Genomic DNA, 19,589 nt, shown 5'->3' on the forward strand with positions numbered 1-19,589 from the left:
GTTGTTGGTTGGGGCCGCTGGGCTGATGTGGGGGCGCGTGGCTGTTGCGAGCTCTGGTCCCGGCGGCGGCCTCGGCGCTTTGCGCCTGCCGCCTTGGGGGACTGTGGGGCGCGGCCGGCAGCTGCGGCGCGTTGCGCCTGCTGCCTGCGGGGACTTTGGGGTCGTGCGGCAGCTGCGGCGCTGCGCGCCTGCTGCCTTGGGTGACTCTGGGGTCGATTGGGGTTGTCTGCACAATTCGCGGTATTATGTTGCGGAGTTTTGAAAGGAGCCGCTGGTGGTCACGACGACGTTTCCTTCGCCTTTGGGCGAAATCTTGCTTGCCGCTGATGGCCGCGGTTTGACAGGGCTTTGGTTTGAGGGGCAGGAGCATTTTGGCTCCACGCTTCTCAAAGAAGATGTCGAGCATATCGAAGGTGCCGATGCGGTTTCAGGTATTGGTGGCATGTCGTCGGTGAGTCCGACAAATGGCGCGGCCTCTTCGGTGCTTGAGCGTTCCTGGGCTTGGCTGAATGCTTATTTTGCAGGGCAGGAACCTCGGTTTACGCCGCCGTTGCATATGATTGGTACGGCGTTTCAGCGTGAAGTCTGGTACGAACTGCTTTCTATTCCGCGTGGCGAGGTCGCCACGTATGGTGAGATCGCCCAGCGTGTTGCCGCCCGCCATCGGGTGCCGGGGAACGAGGATCCCGTTGTGTCTCCCCGTGCCGTGGGGGCCGCGGTCGCTCGCAACCCTGTTTCGATTATTGTGCCATGCCATCGCGTGGTGGCGGCCGACGGCTCGCTTAACGGATATGCCGGCGGGCTTGATCGCAAGGAGTGGCTGCTTCGGCTTGAGGGCGCGTACGAGGAGTAACACTCGAGCGCTTTGCATAGCCAAGATGCCGTGAAAGAACGGGACATGCTTTCCGAATGGAGGCTCAGACGGAAACTACGTCCCGGAATTCCGTTTTAAAGCGGGATGCGCTTTCCGAATGGCGTTCCAAGCGGAAACCGTGTCCCGGAATACAGCCTCAGAGTGGGACACCGTTTCCGGCTGAGACCACCTGCCTGGACATCGATCTACGCCCGCTCCTGCAGGGCGTAGATGGACTTATCCATGTTGAACAGGTAAGCCACAACGCAGACAATAATGAACATCGGCAAGTTACCAAAGCCGAAGACTTCGCAGCCAATAAGGATGGGTGCGAGCAGCGTATTGGTGGCGCTGCCAAAGACGGCTGCGTAGCCCAGTGCGGCGCAGAGCTCGACGGGCATGCCGAGTTGAGCCTCGTTATGGCGACATCTGGGTAACAGAAAGGCCCGCGTTCCTCAGAGGCAAGATAGGCAATTCTGCTTCTGAGGTAGATCTCAATTCTGCCGACCGCACTGCCGACCGCATCAAACATTAACTGCCGGAGGGCTCGGTCAAATTCATACGTGTAGATGATGGTTTCGAATGTTGTGCCTTCGCGAAAGATGGTAATCCCGGACTTGCATTTGGTTTTGTAGGGAAACCAGTAGGCCGACAGTCTGTAGTGGTTGGCTTCGACCAAAGCTCGCTCGAGTTCGCTTTGATCAGAGCACTTAAGACCCTTGTTTTCTGTCAATAGTGCTATTTGTTCGTTGATGGATATCCGCGACTTCTGGTATTTCATTAAGCCTCTTGATAGAAAAAGAGCTGGAGTTGCGCATCGTTGAGAGGCTTTCCAGCTTTAGCAAAACAAACTTATAAGATGCGACGGGCCGCGTCAAGATAATTACCGGACGGCCCAGGAGGCGGCTGGTTGGCTGGCTTAAAACCTAGCGCGTGAAATGACGCTCCACGCTATTCAGCGCGCTTGATAGGATGACGAACCACAGTCTTAAGTTTCTCCGGTGCACATTTGCGTGGATCGGAGAGATAGATTTCGTGATGTAAACGGGTGTCTGAGAGGTCGGGGACATAGCCCAGCTCGGTCGCGTATTCATGCATAGCGTCTACGGTCGCCGGTTCGTTGTCGTAGGGCCCGGTGTGCATGCATTGAACGCAGAGACCCTCGTCAACTTTAAGCAGCTCGACGGCGGAAAAGTCCAGTTTCTTTTTGGCCGTGGCTTCCGCGACTGCCCAGTCAAAGTCATCTCGGGTGACGAAATCGGGCAGGCGGATACACGAGATAAAGTTGAAATCGTCCTTGCGTACATAATCGATGTCGCCGCTCGGGGAGTCTTGCCACCAGAAACCCTCGAGCGGCGGTACCACAAAGTCGAAATAGCCCTCGATACTCCTTGAGCCTTTCTTCGACATCTTGACGGTATAGGCGATTCCGTAAAGCAGCGGCAGGGCGTTTTGATACTCGCCACCTTCGGTATTTGGGTCGCCCTTGCCGCGAACGGCAACGTAGCTCATGGGCGGGACAGTTACGATACTCGGCTTGCTTGCAGGTTTGTAGAGCTCCTTGCATTCCTTCTTAAAGTCGAACGCCATGTTGGCCGCCTTTCTGCGTATTGGCCTGCTTAGATAACGGAATCATATCATAGAAACGAACAGCTGTTCGAATGATTTGTCTGACAGATAGAGATGCGTACGTTGTGTTTGGCGGTCGGCCTGACCCCGTCGATGATTTCTCTGCCTCCCCGGCGCCTCATCTATAGCTGCCGTTTCCCCATATAAAACCTGCCAAAATAAACCTGTCCCTTTTTGGTCGGTGCGAAATGGGTAATACTAAAGAGTTATCCGACCAGATGGGAACCGATCGATGGCCTATATCGAATTCAAAGACGTCATCAAAGCATACGGCGAGGGCGACGCCCGCATTCATGCGCTCGACGGCGCGAGTTTTACGGTCGAGCGCGGTGAGCTCGCCATCATTCTGGGTGCTTCGGGTGCCGGTAAGACCACGGCGCTCAACATCCTGGGCGGTATGGATACGGTAACCTCCGGCACCGTGACGGTGGACGGGCGCGACGTGAGCTCCGCCAACGAGGCACAGCTCGTGGAATACCGCCGCGCCGACGTGGGTTTTGTCTTTCAGTTCTACAATCTGGTCCCCAACCTGACGGCGCTCGAAAATGTTGAGCTTGCGGCGCAAATCTGCCCCGATTCGCTCGATGCCGAGCAAACGCTTTGCCAGGTTGGCTTGGGTGAGCGCCTCGCCAACTTCCCGGCGCAGCTTTCGGGCGGCGAGCAACAGCGCGTGTCCATCGCCCGCGCGCTGGCCAAGAACCCCAAGCTACTTTTGTGCGACGAGCCCACGGGTGCACTCGACTACAAAACCGGCAAGCAGATCTTGCAACTGTTGCAGGACACCTGTCGCAAACAGGGCATTACGGTCATTATCATCACCCACAACTCCGCGCTGGCGCCCATGGCCGATCGCCTGATCCGCTTTAAGAGCGGCCGCGTGGAGAGCGAGACGGTTCAGCAAAATCCCGTGCCTATCGAGACGATCGAGTGGTAGCGCCCATGGACCAAGACCGCCAAAACAGCCAAACCGGCGATGCTAAGCACACGGAGCGCGACCGGGAGTTTACGACCTACCGTACCGCTCAAAGCTCAAACGATATGGTGCCGACGGTTTTTCGCCGTGGCATCTACCGCACAATCCGAGGCAGCCTTAAGCGCTTCCTGTCCATTGTGGTCATCACCGCGCTCGGCGTGAGTGTGATGTGCGGCCTTAAGGCGGGCTGCGAGGATCTGTGCGATTCGGTCGACGCCTACTTTGACCAGCAGAATGTCTACGATATCAACGTCCAGTCGACCTATGGCCTGACCGACGATGATCTCGCCGCCATCCAAGAGGTCGATGGTGTCGAGACGGCCGAGGGCATCTACACCGAGACCGCCTACACCGCCGTGGGTACAACGCGAGAGCGCGTGGTCGTGCAGAGTCTCTCCAAGGAGAACATCGATCAGCCGGTGCTCGTGAACGGCGATTTGCCCGAGAGCGCCGATGAAGTCGCGGTGACTTCGAAGTTCCTGAAGGCATCGGGCAAGAAAATCGGCGATACGGTGAGTTTTGCCGCCAATGACGCGAGCTCGTCCAATCAAAGCGCCAAGGACCAGTTTGCCGCGGGCGATTACACCATTACGGCTGAGGTCCTCGACCCCACTGATGTAAGTTCTGACTCGACAGTCAACGCCTTTCGCGCTGCTTCGGCGGCGGACTATAAGTTCTATGTGAGCGAGGACGCCGCGACATCTTCTTCCTACTCCGCGGTCCACGTGATCGTCGAGGGAGCCAAGAGCCTCAACTCCTATTCGGATTCCTACGCGGCAAAGATCAATGAGGTCAAGGGCAATATCGAGAAGATCCGCGAGGAGCGTGAGAAAGCGCGCGCTCAGGAACTGACGGTCGACACGCCGGCAAGCTTGGATGCGGCCGAGCGCCAGGCGAATATGCTCTTTGGGATTGAGCAGGACAACATCAATCGCATGGCCGAGGGCAGCGACGAGCGTGCGCAGGCGCAAGCCGACCTGGACCAGCGCCGTGCCGCCGCCGACCAGCAGTTTGCCGATGCCCGCGCCGAGCTCTCTGACCTGGGCGAATGCACCTGGTACATCCAGGACCGCGATAACATCGCAAGCTACTCGAGCGTGGAGAGCGATAGCTCGTCAATTGAGGCCATTGCCACGGTGTTCCCGTTCATCTTCTTTATCGTCGCCGTGCTCATCAGCCTCACCACCGCCACGCGCATGGTCGAGGAGGAGCGCACGCTCATTGGCCTGTACAAGGCGCTCGGCTATTCGCGCGGGCGTATCCTGTCCAAATATGTGGACTACTCGCTGTGGGCGTGTCTGATCGGTGGCGTGCTCGGCAATATCATCGGATTTGTGGGTCTGCCGCTGTTCTTGTTTACGGTGTTCGACGACATGTACTCGCTGCCCCAGATGTTGCTTTCGTACGACATCGTGTCATCACTCGTGTCGGTAGCGCTGTTTGCCGTGGGCGTGGTGGGCGCCACGATTATCGCCTGCCGCCACGAGATGGCTGAGACCCCAGCCTCGCTCATGCGCCCCAAGGCCCCGCGCGCCGGCTCGCGCATTCTGCTCGAGCGCATTGGCTTTATCTGGCACCGCATGGGCTTTTTGAACAAGGTCGCTGCACGCAACCTGTTCCGCTACAAAAAGCGCGCCTTTATGACCATCTTTGGCATTGCGGGCTGCACGGCGCTTGTGATTTGCGGTATGGGCATCCGTGATACGTCGGTCGCGCTGTCGCCCAAGCAGTACGGGCACATCACACGCTACGATTTGCTGGCGGTCGCCAATCCCGATGATTTTTCGCAGACGTGCGCGGCGTTGGATGAGCGCAGTGCAGCCAAGGATTCCGACGTGACCGTGACTTCGACGCTGCCGATTATGACCGACAACGTTACCTTTACATTCGGCGGAAAGAGCGAGACCGTGCAGCTGATCGTGGTGCCCGATGACCGCACGAACGACCTGGATGACTACGTGCGCCTAGAGGACGAGTCCAAAGAACCGCTCGCCCTGCGTGACGGGGATGTGTATTTGAGCAAGAGCTCTCAGCTGGTGCTGGGGATCAAGCCGGGCGATACGGCACACGTCCAGGATTCGTCGCTCAATGTTGCCAAGGTCAAAGTCAGCGACATCTCGCTCAACTATCTGGGGAACACGCTTTACATGACGCAGGGCACCTATGAGCGCGCGTTCGGTCGAAGTGCACGCCTTAACGGCGTCTTTGTGCTGCTTAAGGGTTCGTCGGCCGACCAGATTGCGTTTAGTAAGAATCTTAAGAGTGACGGTTGGCTTACGATTTCGAGTACGGCCGAGCATTGGGAAAACTATGAGGCGAACTTTACGATTATCAATTCGGTCGTGGTGCTCGTGACCTTTATGGCGGCGTGCCTGTCGTTTGTGGTGGTGTTTACGCTGTCCAACACGAATATCTCCGAGCGCGAGCGCGAGCTGGCGACCATTAAGGTGCTGGGCTTCCGCCGTGGCGAGGTGCACCACTACGTCAACAAGGAGACGTTGATCCTCACGGCGATTGGTGCCGCGCTGGGCGTACCGCTGGGTGGTGCGCTGGCCGAGAGCTTTACGTACATCTTGCAGATGCCGTCATTGTACTTTGACGTCGAAGTCGAGCCGCTGAGCTACGTGCTTGCCGTGGTGCTTTCCTTCGGCTTTACGATCATCGTCAACCTCGCTACCAATCGCACCCTCAATAAGATCGACATGGTCGGCGCCCTCAAGAGCGCCGAGTAGCCTGCCAAAAAGGGACAGGTTTATTTTGGCAGGTTTTATCGGGGCAAACGCCGGACAACCATTAGGTGGCCCGGCGTTTGCCCCGTCAAACGGGCTTTCCATTTGCCTTTCATTCTATTTGGTTTTCGCTCGCAGGCGTGGATGAGAGGCTCTCTTTGGCCTTCGAGATTGGGCTTGTATGGGTCGTATGCCACAAAATGGGCCTATCTACTACGTTTGCTACCACACCCTCGACCGTGACAAAGATTATGAAATTAAAACCGCAGGTAGATGGCTTGCCAGTTTTCGGAAAAGGCGGGTATGGTCGGCCCTCTCGAGTTAAACGTAGTAAATAGGCCCTTTTCTTGGCGCGCGGTCAGCTCAATGCTAATCTCCGTGCCGGAACTGACCCAGTTGTTTGTAAGTTGCGGTGATATACGGACTGTTTGGCGCTTTGGAGCTTCAAAACAGTCCCTATCTCACCGCAACTTAGGAGAAGGGCGGGGGTGGTTGGGTGCTGGTGGGTCGGAGCGTGTTAGGCCTGTTTGCGGTGCTTCCATTGTTTGCGGCACCAGCGCATGAGCGCCTTTATGACGGGAATCGTGATGAGGATGATCCATGCAGGATGGGGCTGTCCCAAACAGAGCCACATGTAGAGGAACCAAGCGATGGCGGCTGCCGGGTAGATGGCCTCGATCAGCTTAGACAGGTGGCGCCGATCGATGAAGTCACCAATCGCGTAGTAGACGGGAACCAGAAAGACGAGGAAAAGCCCCATGCCCCATGTGCCGTAGACAATGCCGAGCACCAGATAGGCGAGAGTGACAAGTGCGGGGAAGGGGAATTTGTTCCATGCACGTCCGACCTTGGTGTGGAAATGCTTGCCATGATGGTCGAGCTTGTCGTGTGCTTCCTTCCAGCTGGAAAACGTCTCGCCGTCGATGGTGACGGTGCCGTCGTCATTGGTGCGTACGCTATGTCCATCGTCCTCAAGCGTATCGATATGCACGCCGTCCGGCCCCACATGCACCTCTTCGCCCTTGCGCTCGTTGGTCACATGGATGCCGCTCCAACCAATATGGACTTCCTCGCCTTTATTGGGATCAATGACGTGGATACCGCGCGCGAGGGAAATATCGACAAGTGGTTTGTCGCCGCAATCGGCGTGCTCGGCAGAATCCTCGGCCTCGTCAGCCACATCCGCCGTCCCGGTGTCGGCGCTACCGTCCTCCAGGTCGTCGGCATCGTTGGCCGCCTCCCCATATAACAGCTCGTCCAACGACACGTCATACAGCGCGGCGAGCGCAATGAGGTTATCGGTATCGGGTGAGGACTCGCTGCGCTCCCATTTACTGACAGCCTGACGACTCACACCCAGCTGGGCGGCAAGCGCCTCCTGAGAAAGCCCGGCAGCCTTGCGGCGATCGACGAGGCGCTGTGCCATCGCAAGATCCATGGTGGTTCCTTTCGTTTGATGGTCGAATCGAATGAGCCGAGTATGCCGAGAACAACCGGTAGCGACCACCATTTCTAGTTAGAATCTGCCCCAACCCTACCGCAACTACCGGTAGCAATCCCTAACGACCAGCCATTTCAGGACAAATGTCAGTGCAAGTAGCAGCCAAGAGCCCCCACTCAGTAAGTTGCGGTGGAATAGTTTTTGGATTCAGCCATTTGCGGACTAAGCAGGAACTATTTCACCGCAACTGAATTTCAGACCAGGCACCCGCAGCAAGAAGACGAATAGCCTCGGCGAGTATGTAAACGCAGGGCCCTCCGACCCCGCCCGACGATTTCGATTGGCGACCTTTGACGGAGTCAAGGGAGGAGCCAAATCGAAATACGTCGGGCGGGGTCGGAGGGCCCGATGGGGTGGATTCCAGCCGAGGCTATTCGTCGCCGAAGCTGATGCCCAACGCCTTGGCCTCGCGCACCAGGTCGCTCTGGGGGTCGACATACTTGAGCTTGCCGGCGACCTCCTCGAGCGGTATGTGGCACATCTTGCCGTCACGCAGGGCGATCATGTAGCCAAACTCGCCGCGCAGGCAGCCGAGCGCGGCCTCGACGCCGCACTGGGTCGCAAAGATGCGATCCTGGGCATCGGGCTGGCCGCCGCGCTGCGTGTGGCCGGGGATGGCGACGCGGGTCTCGCGACCGGTCTTGGCCTCAATCTCCTTGGCGATGTCGTAGACGATCGACGGGCTCGTGCGCTCGGCAAGCTTCTTCTTGTATTCCTTCTTGGACAGCGCCGCGTCCTCCTTGGAGATAGCGCCCTCGGCGACGGCCACGATGGTAAAGCGGCTGCCGGTCTCCATGCGATGCTCGATGGTCTTGATGACGTTGTCCATGTCGTAGGGGATCTCGGGAATCAGGATGACGTCCGCGCCGCCCGCGACGCCGGCGTACAGCGGGATCCAGCCAACCTTGTGGCCCATGATCTCGATAACGAACACGCGGCCGTGACTCGAGGCGGTGGTGTGGATGTCGTCGATGCACTTGGTAGCGACGTCGATGGCGCTCGTAAAGCCAAACGTCAGCTCGGTGCCCCAGGTGTCGTTATCGATGGTCTTGGGCAGGGCGATAACGTTGAGGCCCTCTTCGCGCAGGCGGTTAGCGGTCTTGGTGGAGCCGTTGCCGCCCAGCATAAACAGGCAGTCGAGCTGCAGCTTATGATAGGTGTGGACCATAGCGGGCACCTTCTCGACGCCATCGGCCTCGGGAACATCCAGGCGCTTGAACGGCGTACGGCTCGTGCCCAGGATGGTGCCGCCGCGGGTGAGGATGCCGCTAAAATCGGCGGGCGACATGACGCGGAACCTGCTGTAGATAAGGCCCTGGTAGCCGTCCTCAAAACCATAGATCTCGATAGGCTCTTCGCTATTGGTCATGAGCGTTTTGACAATGCCGCGCATGGTGGCGTTGAGCGCCTGGCAGTCGCCGCCACTGGTAAGAAGACCGATCCTGAGCATGATGAATCCTTCCGGGCAAGTTATAACATGCGCATAAGTTTACCCCGCACACTGTTGATACGGGGGTAAAACGTGTTAGCTCAAGCGTATAGAAATGTAAGCAACGTCAGGGAACGTAAGGCCGACGGGCCTGGCTCCTTACAGTGCGAAGGCATCGACGTTGCCCCAGTGGCGGCGCAGCGTGATGGCGGCAGCGGGCTCGGTGTTGTCGAAGACGACCGACCACTGCGTGTTGCTGGTGATGTCTTCCGGATTGGGCTCTTGCGCCGCAGCGCGCAGGGCCTTCCAAGCGACTGCCTCGTCTTGGGCACCGACATGGGCGTCGAGGACATCGGCGATTGCGATGACGCGTTCCTTGCCATGGCCCAGCTCGCCATTCTTTTGGTTGGGCAACACTTCGTTGCCATAGCAGGCGTAGAAGTTCGTAACCTGGCGTACAGGAGTCGCTTTGAAAGCACGGTCCGGATCGCGCGGATCCCACTCTACTACGCGCGCGTCACCGGCGGCGTCGTTGATAAAGAAGTGGTAATCGCGTCCGGCCATGGCGTGCATGTCGTAGGCGGAAAGCAGGTCGACGGCCTCTTGCGTGGTAGCCGCGCGGTCGAGCACCAGACGGATGGCGAGCGAGGTATTGATGACGGGGCGCTTTGTGTCCTGGTCACAGGGCTTGGAATCCAGGGTGAGCACGGCAATGGACACGCCGCATTCGTTAACACCGTCGAGCTGGGCAAACGGGCCCATCAACGCCGCAGCGCGTCCGCCGACGGAGTCAAGCGGAGTGTTATCGCCCAGGTTGTTAAGGGCGGCAAACCCGATGGAGGCATAGCCGCCGCGTGGGTGATTGCGCACCAGCAGCGCCGAGGTGTCGTCCTTAAAGTCGTAATTGCGACCGGTGCGCACGCGGCCTTCGGCATCTACGGCGACAAAAGCGCTGCAGGCAAACTGGGGCGCCTGGACATGTGCCGGCACACCGGGCAACACCTGCGCCACCACAGCATCAATGTAGGCCTGGTCATCGCGCACATCGGTTGCGATGATGCGGTCAAGGTCGTAGTCGTAAGCGATGTCGATTGCGTACAGGTCATAGCCATCCGCATAGTCGGTCAAGCGTTTGAGCGACGCAACGGACTTGATTTGCTTGCGGTAAACGATGCCGGCGGCAGCGGCAAGGCCGACGGCGACTCCCGCGACACCGCAGGCGATAGCAATGTTACGTGGCTTCATGACGGCTCCTCTCGTCCTGTTAGCGCAATTGTCGCAAAAGGAGCGCGGGCATGATGGCTCAACTTGGTGAGCGGCGCGGAATTAAGCACGGAATGAAGAGTGCGGCGCTGGCGTGGCGGGGTATGCTGGAGGGGATCATCAGCCCAGCGAAAGGGGAGAACATGACGGATCAGGAAGCGCCCGAGCGCGTGCACGTGACGGCCGACGATATCGAGGCAGCCAACGACCTTATCGACTTTATCGAGGCATGCCCCAGCATGTTCCATACGGCGGCGACCATTATGGCCGAGCTCGACGAGGCGGGCTTTACCTATCTGCCCGAGAACGCGGCATGGGATATCGAACCGGGCGGTCGTTACTACACGCAGCGCAATACTTCGAGTGTTATCGCCTTTAAGGTGGGCGAGGACTTGGCTGCGACGTGGGGCGAGGACGGCGTTGCCGGCGACTACCATTTTCAGCTGACGGCGTCGCACAGCGACTCGCCGACGTTTAAGGTCAAGGCCGTGCCTGAGCTCGACGGCGCGGGCGAGACGCTGCGCCTGAACACCGAGGCCTACGGCGGCATGATCGACTACACCTGGTTCGATCGCCCGCTGGCGCTTGCGGGTCGCGTACTGGTGCGCGAGGGCGACCGTATTGAGAGCCGCCTGCTTGCCACCGAGCGCGAGGTTGCCATTATTCCGAGCCTTGCCATCCACATGAACCGTGGCGTCAACGAGAGCTTTGCTCCCAACCGAGCCGTTGACCTGTGCCCGCTCATCAGCGCTGGTGGCCTTAAGCAGGGCGACTTTGACGCCCTGATCGCCGAAGAGCTGGATGTTGAGCCTGAGCAGATCCTGGGCCGCGATCTGTTCCTGGTTAACCGCCAGGATGCGCGCATTTGGGGCTGGGCCGACGAGTTTATCTCGACGCCCAAACTTGACGACCTGGCTTGCGCCTACACCTCGCTGCAGGCATTTTTGGGTGCCGAGAACGTGCATGACGTTTCGGTCTTTTGCTGCTTTGATAACGAGGAGGTTGGCTCCGAGACCAAGCAGGGCGCCATGTCGACGTTCTTGGCCGACGCGCTGCGCCGCATCAACGGATCGCTGGGCTTTGACGACGAGTCGTACCACCGTGCGCTTGCCGCTTCGATGCTCGTGAGCTGCGACAACGCGCATGCCGTGCACCCCAACCACGCCGAGAAGTGCGACGCTTGCAACCAGGTTGTGCTCAACGGCGGCATCGTCATCAAGGAGGCCGCCAACCAGCACTACTGCACCGACGCCTTTAGCCGCGCGGTGTTCCAGGCTATCTGCGATGATGCCGACGTGCCCACGCAGGCCTTTGCCAACAAGAGCGATATGGCCGGCGGTTCTACCCTGGGCAACCTGTCGAACATGCAGGCGAGCATGCATGCCGTGGACGTGGGCCTGCCGCAGCTGGCCATGCACTCGAGCTACGAGACCGGCGGCGTGCGCGACGTGATGTACGCCATCCACGCCCTCACCGCCTTCTACGAGCGCAACCTAACCATCAACGGCGCCGAAAGTGTGGAGCTCTAAAACCTGCCAAAAAGGGATGTTAATTTTGGCAGGTTTTATCTGGGTGAAAACAAAGGGTGAAACCGAACTAGATCGGTGATGCGTAGCCGCCGAGGTGCAATGTGCCTCGGCGGCTTTTTGTGTACAGAGTACGGCTATTGCTTATAAATGCTATACATGCTTTACGTATCTACCATAGAGTTTTATGATAGTCTTGAAGTATTAAGGAGGGGCCATGACCACAACAGCCGCTCAGATCAACGTACGTCTCGATGCCGATCTTAAAAGGAGCGGGGACGCCGCTCTCTCCAGGGCCGGTATGACGCCGAGCCAAGCGGTGCGAGCGCTCTGGCAGCTTGCAGCGTCGCTGGCCGATCGCCCCGGTGCGCTCGAGGATATCCTGCTGCCCAGTCGTGCCCGGGCGGAACAGCGCGAGCACGAAAAGGCCGCCAAACGTAAGCTCGAGCTCATAGATCAGGGGTCGAAGCTGTTCGCTACCGCTTGTCGTGAGTCGGGAATCGATATGGTCAAGGCTCAGCCCTCGGGCGATGAAGAACTCAAACGGAACGCCTATGCAGATCGCTACGACGAGGAGATGAGCTGGCTCTGTGAGTGAGAATCCAAAGCGCATCTTGGTTGACACCAACGTGTGGCTCGATTACTTCATTCCCCAGCGACGCGGTCGTTCGGCGGCGATTGAGTTTCTACGTGATGCATGCGCGGCTCAGGTTGATTTGCTGTATGCGGCGACATCGTCCAAAGACATGTTCTATTTGATTTCGAGCGAACATAAGGCGTGGTATCGGCGCGAGCATGGCTCACTATCCCAAGATGCCGCCGTGGCGGCGACATCACTTGCATGGGATTGCCTCGACGTGTTGTCGCAACTTGCCACGCCGGTACCCTGCGACCTGAGTGACATATGGATGGCGAACAAGCAGCGCAATCTCCATAGCGATTACGAAGACGATTTAATCATCGCTGCGACAATGCGCGCAAAGGCAGATCTCCTGGTCACCAACGATGCCAAACTCTGTTCACACGCACCCGTCGCAGCAATGAACGTCGAAAACGCAAGAAACTATCTAACAACGCTCAAATAGCTCTAAACCTCACTGGCCGAATAATAGTCAGCGAATGCCCCCAGGCAGGGCCGCGCCAGCCAGTCCCTACAGGTTGAACAAAAGTCAGCGAGAGCCCGTCTGGGCGAGCAAGGTGCCTTGAAACAAGGCGGCATTGACCTTCTGGTCATGCCGCCGAAGTTGAAAGGCAGATTGCCGTCCAGACGGGCTCGCAGCGTCGGCTCATTACGCCGTTTGTAAAACGGCGTAATTCTTAGTGTTCGATCCAGCAGCGCAGGGTTTCGCCGGCCTGCAGGTGACGCAGGTTCTCCGCGGCGATGTCTATGACGTTGTTGAGCGTGGCTGCCAGGTGGAACCAGCCGGAGACGTGCGGCGTGATGAGCATGTTGGGCGCATCCCACAGGGGGCTTGTCGCAGGCAGCGGCTCAGGGTTGGTGACGTCGACCGCGGCGCCGGCGAGATGTCCTGACTCCAGGGCGGCAACTAAGTCGTCGGCGACCACAAGATCGCCGCGGCCGCCGTTGGCAAAGAAGGCGCCCGGCTTCATCGCGGCGAAGAACTCGGCGTTCGCCAGGCCTTGGGTTTCGGGTGTGCTGGGCATAAAGGATGCGACGATATCAGCCTCGGCAAGGCGCTCGGGCAGGGCGTCCATACCGTCCATGTCCTCAAACACAATGGGATAGACGAGCGGATGACGCTTGATGCCGCGGACGTGCGCGCCCATGCTGCGGCAGAGCGTGGCAAAGTGGCCGCCAATGTCGCCCGCGCCCAGCACCAGCACGTTGGCATTTTTGAGCGAGGTGACCGGCCCCAAATCCTCCCAGCGATGCTCGCGCTGCAAGTCGTGATAGCCGGGCAGGCGCTTCATCATGGAAAGGACCATGGCAAACATGTGCTCGCTCACGGCCTGGCCGTAGGCGCCCACCGAGCAGGAAAGCCTAGCGTCGGCTGGCACGGTGCCGGCGGCCAAGTAATCGTCATAGCCCGCGGTCTGCAGTTGCAGCAGCTGGAGGTGCTCGCATGCGGTAAGCAGGGCAGGGTCGATATTGCCCAGGATCACGTCGGCGTCGGCAACCTGCTCGCGCGTGACGGCGTCGGCGCTCGTGTAGATAAAGTCCTCGCCCGGAGCGCTCGACTCGAGGATTGCGCGGTGACGATCGTTGGCGGGCAGCAAAACCAAGATGTTCAAGAGAATTCCTCTCCGCTTAACCTGCCAAAAAGGGACAGGTTTATTTTGGCAGGTTTTATCAGACAAAACGTTCAAACAAAAACGCCGGATGCAAGACGAGCGTGCCCGTCAGCATCCGGCGCATCCGCGGCTACCAGCTGAGCAGCTCGTAGCCGTCCTCGGTCACCACGAGCTGTACCTCGCACTGGGCCGAATCGCTGCCGTCCTTGGTGCGCACGCACCAACCATCGCCCTTGCTAATCTTGATGTCGGGCGCTCCGGCGTTGACCATGGGCTCGATGGTAAAGACCATGCCCGGGGCCATGATGGTGTCCACATCGGGCGCCTCGGTGGTAAAGCCCACAAACGGGTCCTCGTGGAACTCCTTGCCAATGCCGTGTCCGCCGTACTCGCGCACCACGCTAAAGCCAGCGTCCTCGACCGTCTTTTGCACGGCCTCGGCCATAACGGAGAGCGGCAGCCACGGCTTGACGGCGGCCAGACCCGCCTCCACGCTGGCACGGGTGACGTCGACCAGGCGCTGGCGCTCGGCCGAGACCTCGCCGATACAGAACATGCGGCTCGAGTCGCTAAAGTATCCGTCCAAGATCGTAGAGCAGTCCACGTTGATGATGTCGCCCTCGTGCAGCACGTCCGTATCGCAGGGGATGCCGTGGCAGACCACGTCGTTTATCGAGGTGCACACGCTCTTGGGGTAGCCTTCGTAGTTGAGATCGGCCGGCGTGCCGCCATGCTCGACGGTGTAGTCGTAGATCATCTGGTCGATCTGGTTGGTGGTCATGCCCGCGGCGATGTGCTCGCCCACGTAGTCGAGCACGCCTACGTTGATGGCGGCCGAACGCTTGATGCCCTCGATATCGGCGGGCGTCTTGTAGAGCGTGCGGGGCAGAACCTCCCAGCCCTCTTCCCACAGGCGCTCGAGGCGCTCGTCGAAGGCACTGTGGCATTTCTTATATTTTTTGCCGCTGCCGCACCAGCAAGCGTCGTTGCGGCCGGGCACGAGTCCATTGTCAAACATGGCTAACTTCCTTTCATTCGCAGCTAGTATAGCCCACCCCATCAGCCAAGTACCGGGTAGTCTGTGCGGTTCTGCTAGTAGCTCGCCTGGCAGGGGATGCCGAGCGCGCGCACGCGTGCGGCGATTGTGTCGAGCACCACGGGCGCTGCTTTGGCAAGGCCGGCGACCGGTGTCTCGCGCGCCACCGTGTAGATGGTCGCCTCCTGCGGGCGAATGCGCTCGAGCGCCGCGAGCCAAGGGCCGACGTACGCTTCACCAGTGTTATCGAGGGACTTGCCCTGGTACTCGCCGTTCAAAAAGATCGTCTGGATAATAACGTGGCCGTTAAAGCTCGCGAACGTCTCGATCTGGTGCTCGACGTCGTAGGGGCCAACGGGCTGGTCGAGCAGCTGGATAAAAGCCGGGTCGACCGTATCGAGCTTGAGGATGTTGTCGTCGACCATCATGAGCGCATCGTGCACAGCGGGCTGGTCAGCGCGCGTGCCATTGGAGAGCACGGCGATCTTGGTGTTCGGGGCCAGCTGGTCGCGAAGTGCGATGGCGCCGGCGATAGCCTGCGGAAACTCCGGTGCGGCGGTGGGCTCGCCATTGCCGGCGAAGGTGATTACATCGGGCAGCTCGCCCTCGGCTGCCATCTCGCGCAGCTTGGCCTCGAGTGCGTCGAGCACCCCGGCGGCCGTGTTATACGGCTCATGGCAGGGGCGCTCGGCGTTAAGGCCGTTCTCGCAGTAGATGCAGTCGAACGTGCAGATCTTGCCCGACGCCGGCATCATGTTGACACCGAGCGAAAGGCCCAGGCGGCGACTGCGCACCGGTCCAAAGATGGGGCTGGCATTTAAAAACGTAGACATAGGCATATGCTCCTTGGGACAGTTGTGCCTAAGCATAGCATCGGTGCCAAAGTCTGATTCGGGCTTGTGCTTTTCAGATTTCGTTTTTTCACGCTGCCCTCGATGTCCGCGCTATGAGAGGTTCCCGGTTGGGTACAGTTAATGCGTTAACAAGGTGCAAGGCGATGGGGCACAACATGGATTTTACGGTCGAGAATGCGGGCACCACGATTGCCTGTCGCGAGTTTGCCGAGCCGGGCGTGCCGTCGGATGCGCCTGCCTTGGTGTGCGTGCACGGCGCTTGCGTCGACGGCACATTTTTTGACGGGATCGCCCGCGAGCTCGCCTGCGGCTATCGCGTAATTGCCTACGACCGCCGCGGTTGCGGCGAGAGCGGCGATGCCGCGGACGGGCGCTACGACCTCGCCGCCCAGGCCGCCGACCTGCAGGCCGTTATCGAGCATGTCGGCGCCCCGGCAAATGTCCTCGCGCACAGCGCCGGTACGCTGGTGACCCTGGAGCTTCTCCGTACAAACCCGGCCATTGTCTCGCGCGCGATGCTGCACGAACCCGCCGTGAAAAACGAGGGCGCTGGCCTGGGCACGGCCCCGGTTTTGCTCGAGATGATTGCTGCGGGAAAGGTCTCGAGGGCATTAAGAGCCTTCCTGAGTGCCATCAGTGATTCGGATCCTCAAGCTCCCAAGACAACCGAGGCGGAAGCCAAGCATGCCCTGCGCAACGGCCGCAGCTTTATGGCAAACGAATACGGGATCATTATGACCTGCGTTCCCGATTGGGATCGCGTCCGCGCATCGAAAACAGTGGCCGCCGTGTTTTTGGGCGAGCTCTCGATTGGCACGCCCCGCGAAGCGGGCACGAGAGCGTCGGCTGAGCTTTTGGGCTGTCCGCTCGTAACGGTCCCCGGCGCGCACAACGGGCTGCGCGATCGACCGGTAGCGGCTGCCCAGGCCGTCCGTGGCGTCCTAGGGTTCTAGCAGCCGCAATAATCAAAACGGGCTTTTCCCGTAAACATTTCGACCGTGTTAACAGATGCGCCCAGAACCTTACGGCTGCGGCTTCAGCCCTACCGTCTGCCAACTCATGAAAAAGAAACGGTATTCACGTGCGTACCTGCATCGACAAGGTGCTACCCTTGTAACATTTGGCACCCACTGCTACCAAGCAAAACTACTGAAAGGGCCCCCTATGCTCAATAATCACGAGGCCAATCTAACCGACGAGGAGGCTGCCGCCGAGGTCGCCCGTGTCGCGAAGACCTACCCCGTGGTGCGTTTGCTGTCTGTCGATCAGATTAAGGGCGATCCTAACTGCCTGCTCGCCGGCGAACGGTGTCCCTGTCTGCGCCAGTCAAGTCTTGAAGCCTTGGCGGCGGGTTCCGATGAGGTGTCGGAACGGCTGCTCAACGATGGCGTTGAGTACCGCGCTCGCCTGCGCTCTTTGATGGTTGAGGGCGAGCCTCACGTTCTGCTGATGGTGCGTCCGATTGATGAACAAGAGGCCGCAGAAGAGGACCTTGTCTACACCGACGTGCTGACGAGCGTGCGCAATCGCCGATATTACGAGGAAAAGCTTCGTAGCGCCCGTATGCAGGCCGGCGTGGCCGTGATCGACCTTGATGATTTTAGGGCCTTCAACGATACGTATGGCCGCCATGCCGGCGACCTTGCGCTTGGTGCCGTGGCGACGGCCATACGCAGCGGTGTTCGTTCGACTGACGAGCTTGTGCGTTTTGGCTGCGATAAGTTTGTGGCCGTCATGCCCAATATTCCCTCTGATGACTTTGCCCGTCGCCTGCGTCAAGTATCCGATGCCATTCATTCCACGATTATTCCGGGGCATGAGCGCGTTAGCTTGACGGCATGCGTTGGTGGCGTTCGCATTAATGGCGAAACGGTCGATGAGGGTGTTAGCCAGGCTGTCCAATTATTGAGCCGCGCTAAGGCAAAAGCCGGTACAGTCGTGACCGATGCCGAATCCATCGAGGCCTTCCAAAGCGAAAAGCCTACGGTGCTTATTGTCGATGACTCCGAGATGAACCGAGCCATTCTCAACGAGATGCTCAAGGACGAGTATTGCATCCTCGAGGCCGATAACGGTCGCGCGGTGCTCGACATGGTCGACCGCTATGGCGATGAGTTGTCGCTCGTGATGCTGGACATTGTCATGCCGGGCATAAGCGGCTTTGAGGTGCTGGCCGATCTGTCGCGCCGAACGGGTATCGACAATCTGCCTGTCATCATGATTTCGAGCGAAGATTCCGATGATATGGTTCTGCGCGCGTACGAGCTGGGCGCCTCGGACTATATCAACCGCCCGTTTGACTCCCGTATCGTGCGCCGCCGCGTAAGCAACACCATCCGCCTGTACGCCAAACAGCGCCGCCTGACGAGCCTGCTGTCCCAGCAGTACAACGAGCGCGTCAAGAACAGTCGCATGCTCATCGACATCATGGCCGGCGTCATGGAGCTTCGCAACGGCGAGAGCGGCAGGCACGTTACGAACATCGAGAAGCTGACCGAGCTGCTGCTTGGCTGCCTGGTCCACCGTAGCGACAACATCTCCCTCGACAACGAGGAGCGCTCCACGATTGCCCTGGCTTCGGCGCTGCACGATATCGGCAAGATGTCGATTGACGATGCGATTCTCAACAAGCCCGGGCGCCTCACGTCCGAGGAATTCGAGATTATGAAGACGCATACCACGATCGGTGCCGACATGCTGCTCGAACTGGGCCGCCATCACGCCGGCAATGCGCTTATGGAATATGCGTACCAGATTGCGCGCTGGCACCACGAGCGTTGGGACGGCAAGGGTTATCCCGACGGCCTTAAGGGCGACGATATCCCCATCGCCGCGCAGGTGGTTTCGGTGGCCGACGTGTACGATGCGCTGACGAGCGTGCGCGTGTACAAGGATGCTATCCCGCACGAGGAAGCGATCCAGATGATCTTGGACGGTAAGTGCGGTACCTTTAACCCGCTGCTGCTCGACTGCCTGCTCGAGGTGCAAGACCGTATTGCCGAAACATTGGCGCGCCCTGCTGAGGTCGTTGCGCTTCCTACGATTTAGTTTGACCAAAGGAGTTTTAACCCATGATTTCCATGCGTGAGGCGTATGAGAAGATTGGCGCCAATTATGATGACGCGTGCGCTCGGCTGATGGGCGAGGAGATGCTTGCCCGCTTTGCCCTCAAGTTTTTGGATGACGAGAGCATGGACAAGCTGGAGGCCGCCATGGCGGCAGGAGACGCCAAGGAAGCGTTTATGGCAGCTCACACGCTCAAGGGCGTGAGCCAGAACCTGGGATTCGATAATCTGTACGAGCCGGCGGTCGTGGTGACCGAGGCGCTGCGCGGCGCCGATGCCGTTGACGGCGCTCGCGCGGGAATGCATGCGTTGCAGCAGCAATATGCGGCTACGATGTCGGCCCTGCGCGAGGTGGCCGAGTAAGAGGCTGTGAGCCTTGGGCTGCGTGCCAGCCGCGTACAGGCAAAAGGGCGCCCCGCCGGACCATGTGGCCGGCGGGGCGCCCTTGTCTGTTGTGCGGTTCGCGAACTAGCGGGCC

General features: G+C 59.3%; 17 protein-coding genes and 1 pseudogene. 9 read left to right on the plus strand and 9 right to left on the minus strand.

Features of this window, described 5'->3' with window-relative positions:
* The first annotated feature begins 274 nt into the window (after positions 1–274).
* Complete coding sequence (locus DWY03_RS06455; protein ID WP_231500801.1) at positions 275–853, plus strand: methylated-DNA--[protein]-cysteine S-methyltransferase; 579 nt, start codon at positions 275–277, stop codon at positions 851–853.
* Between the two features lie 206 nt (positions 854–1,059).
* Here the strand turns inward: DWY03_RS06455 and DWY03_RS06460 are convergent, their stop codons facing one another.
* The 3 genes and pseudogenes from DWY03_RS06460 to DWY03_RS06470 all read right to left on the minus strand — a co-directional run bounded on the left by DWY03_RS06460 (position 1,060) and on the right by DWY03_RS06470 (position 2,443).
* Complete coding sequence (locus DWY03_RS06460; RefSeq protein ID WP_117635684.1) at positions 1,060–1,254, minus strand: chloride channel protein; 195 nt, start codon at positions 1,252–1,254, stop codon at positions 1,060–1,062.
* A 32-nt stretch (positions 1,255–1,286) separates the two neighbouring features.
* Positions 1,287–1,634 (minus strand): annotated as a pseudogene (locus tag DWY03_RS10340) (Abi family protein); the annotation flags it as partial.
* Positions 1,635–1,804: 170 nt separating this feature from the next.
* On the minus strand, positions 1,805–2,443 hold the full coding sequence (locus tag DWY03_RS06470; RefSeq protein ID WP_117840228.1) for a GyrI-like domain-containing protein: 639 nt from the start codon (positions 2,441–2,443) through the stop codon (positions 1,805–1,807).
* 271 nt (positions 2,444–2,714) lie between these two features.
* On the opposite strand from DWY03_RS06470, the gene DWY03_RS06475 reads away from it, so the two are divergent.
* Positions 2,715–3,416 carry an ABC transporter ATP-binding protein gene (locus DWY03_RS06475; RefSeq protein ID WP_055286850.1) on the plus strand — a complete coding sequence of 234 codons (702 nt, stop codon included), beginning with the start codon at positions 2,715–2,717 and terminating at the stop codon, positions 3,414–3,416.
* A gap of 5 nt (positions 3,417–3,421) precedes the next feature.
* Positions 3,422–6,187 (plus strand): FtsX-like permease family protein, encoded by a 2,766-nt coding sequence (locus tag DWY03_RS06480; RefSeq protein WP_231500800.1) that lies wholly within the window; start codon positions 3,422–3,424, stop codon positions 6,185–6,187.
* Positions 6,188–6,701: 514 nt separating this feature from the next.
* On the opposite strand, the gene DWY03_RS06485 is transcribed toward DWY03_RS06480, so the two are convergent.
* The 3 genes from DWY03_RS06485 to DWY03_RS06495 all read right to left on the minus strand — a co-directional run bounded on the left by DWY03_RS06485 (position 6,702) and on the right by DWY03_RS06495 (position 10,359).
* Entirely contained in the window at positions 6,702–7,622 is a 921-nt protein-coding gene (locus tag DWY03_RS06485; protein ID WP_117840229.1) for a helix-turn-helix domain-containing protein, read from the minus strand.
* A 433-nt stretch (positions 7,623–8,055) separates the two neighbouring features.
* Complete coding sequence (locus tag DWY03_RS06490; protein WP_117840230.1) at positions 8,056–9,135, minus strand: 6-phosphofructokinase; 1,080 nt, start codon at positions 9,133–9,135, stop codon at positions 8,056–8,058.
* Positions 9,136–9,273: 138 nt separating this feature from the next.
* Positions 9,274–10,359, minus strand: coding sequence for a carcinine hydrolase/isopenicillin-N N-acyltransferase family protein (locus DWY03_RS06495; protein WP_117840231.1), 1,086 nt, complete (start codon positions 10,357–10,359; stop codon positions 9,274–9,276).
* A gap of 161 nt (positions 10,360–10,520) precedes the next feature.
* Here DWY03_RS06495 and DWY03_RS06500 point away from each other — a divergent pair, with 161 nt between their 5' ends.
* The 3 genes from DWY03_RS06500 (at position 10,521) to DWY03_RS06510 (ending at position 12,988) form a co-directional block, all read left to right on the plus strand.
* Complete coding sequence (locus tag DWY03_RS06500) at positions 10,521–11,906, plus strand: M18 family aminopeptidase (RefSeq protein ID WP_231500799.1); 1,386 nt, start codon at positions 10,521–10,523, stop codon at positions 11,904–11,906.
* Positions 11,907–12,120: 214 nt separating this feature from the next.
* Positions 12,121–12,501, plus strand: coding sequence for a translation repressor RelB (locus tag DWY03_RS06505; protein ID WP_117840232.1), 381 nt, complete (start codon positions 12,121–12,123; stop codon positions 12,499–12,501).
* Entirely contained in the window at positions 12,494–12,988 is a 495-nt protein-coding gene (locus DWY03_RS06510) for a PIN domain-containing protein (RefSeq protein WP_117840233.1), read from the plus strand. The genes DWY03_RS06505 and DWY03_RS06510 overlap by 8 nt, the downstream gene beginning before the upstream one ends.
* A gap of 232 nt (positions 12,989–13,220) precedes the next feature.
* Here DWY03_RS06510 and DWY03_RS06515 read toward each other — a convergent pair whose 3' ends face one another.
* The 3 genes from DWY03_RS06515 to DWY03_RS06525 form a co-directional block, all read right to left on the minus strand.
* A complete protein-coding gene (locus tag DWY03_RS06515; protein WP_117840234.1) occupies positions 13,221–14,156 on the minus strand; it encodes a D-2-hydroxyacid dehydrogenase in 936 nt (311 codons plus the stop codon).
* A 130-nt stretch (positions 14,157–14,286) separates the two neighbouring features.
* Positions 14,287–15,174 carry a type I methionyl aminopeptidase gene (gene map, locus DWY03_RS06520; RefSeq protein WP_117840235.1) on the minus strand — a complete coding sequence of 296 codons (888 nt, stop codon included), beginning with the start codon at positions 15,172–15,174 and terminating at the stop codon, positions 14,287–14,289.
* A gap of 74 nt (positions 15,175–15,248) precedes the next feature.
* On the minus strand, positions 15,249–16,025 hold the full coding sequence (locus DWY03_RS06525) for a radical SAM protein (protein ID WP_117840236.1): 777 nt from the start codon (positions 16,023–16,025) through the stop codon (positions 15,249–15,251).
* 176 nt (positions 16,026–16,201) lie between these two features.
* Here DWY03_RS06525 and DWY03_RS06530 point away from each other — a divergent pair, with 176 nt between their 5' ends.
* The 3 genes from DWY03_RS06530 (at position 16,202) to DWY03_RS06540 (ending at position 19,474) form a co-directional block, all read left to right on the plus strand.
* Positions 16,202–16,999 carry an alpha/beta fold hydrolase gene (locus DWY03_RS06530; protein ID WP_158558631.1) on the plus strand — a complete coding sequence of 266 codons (798 nt, stop codon included), beginning with the start codon at positions 16,202–16,204 and terminating at the stop codon, positions 16,997–16,999.
* Between the two features lie 211 nt (positions 17,000–17,210).
* The gene (locus DWY03_RS06535; protein WP_117840238.1) at positions 17,211–19,094 is read left to right on the plus strand and encodes an HD domain-containing phosphohydrolase; all 1,884 of its coding nucleotides are present in this window, start codon (positions 17,211–17,213) and stop codon (positions 19,092–19,094) included.
* Positions 19,095–19,117: 23 nt separating this feature from the next.
* Positions 19,118–19,474, plus strand: coding sequence for an Hpt domain-containing protein (locus DWY03_RS06540; RefSeq protein ID WP_117840239.1), 357 nt, complete (start codon positions 19,118–19,120; stop codon positions 19,472–19,474).
* Positions 19,475–19,589 lie beyond the last annotated feature (115 nt).

The sequence above is a fragment of the Collinsella sp. AF23-2 genome, assembly GCF_003459245.1.
In the GTDB taxonomy this organism is placed as follows: domain Bacteria; phylum Actinomycetota; class Coriobacteriia; order Coriobacteriales; family Coriobacteriaceae; genus Collinsella.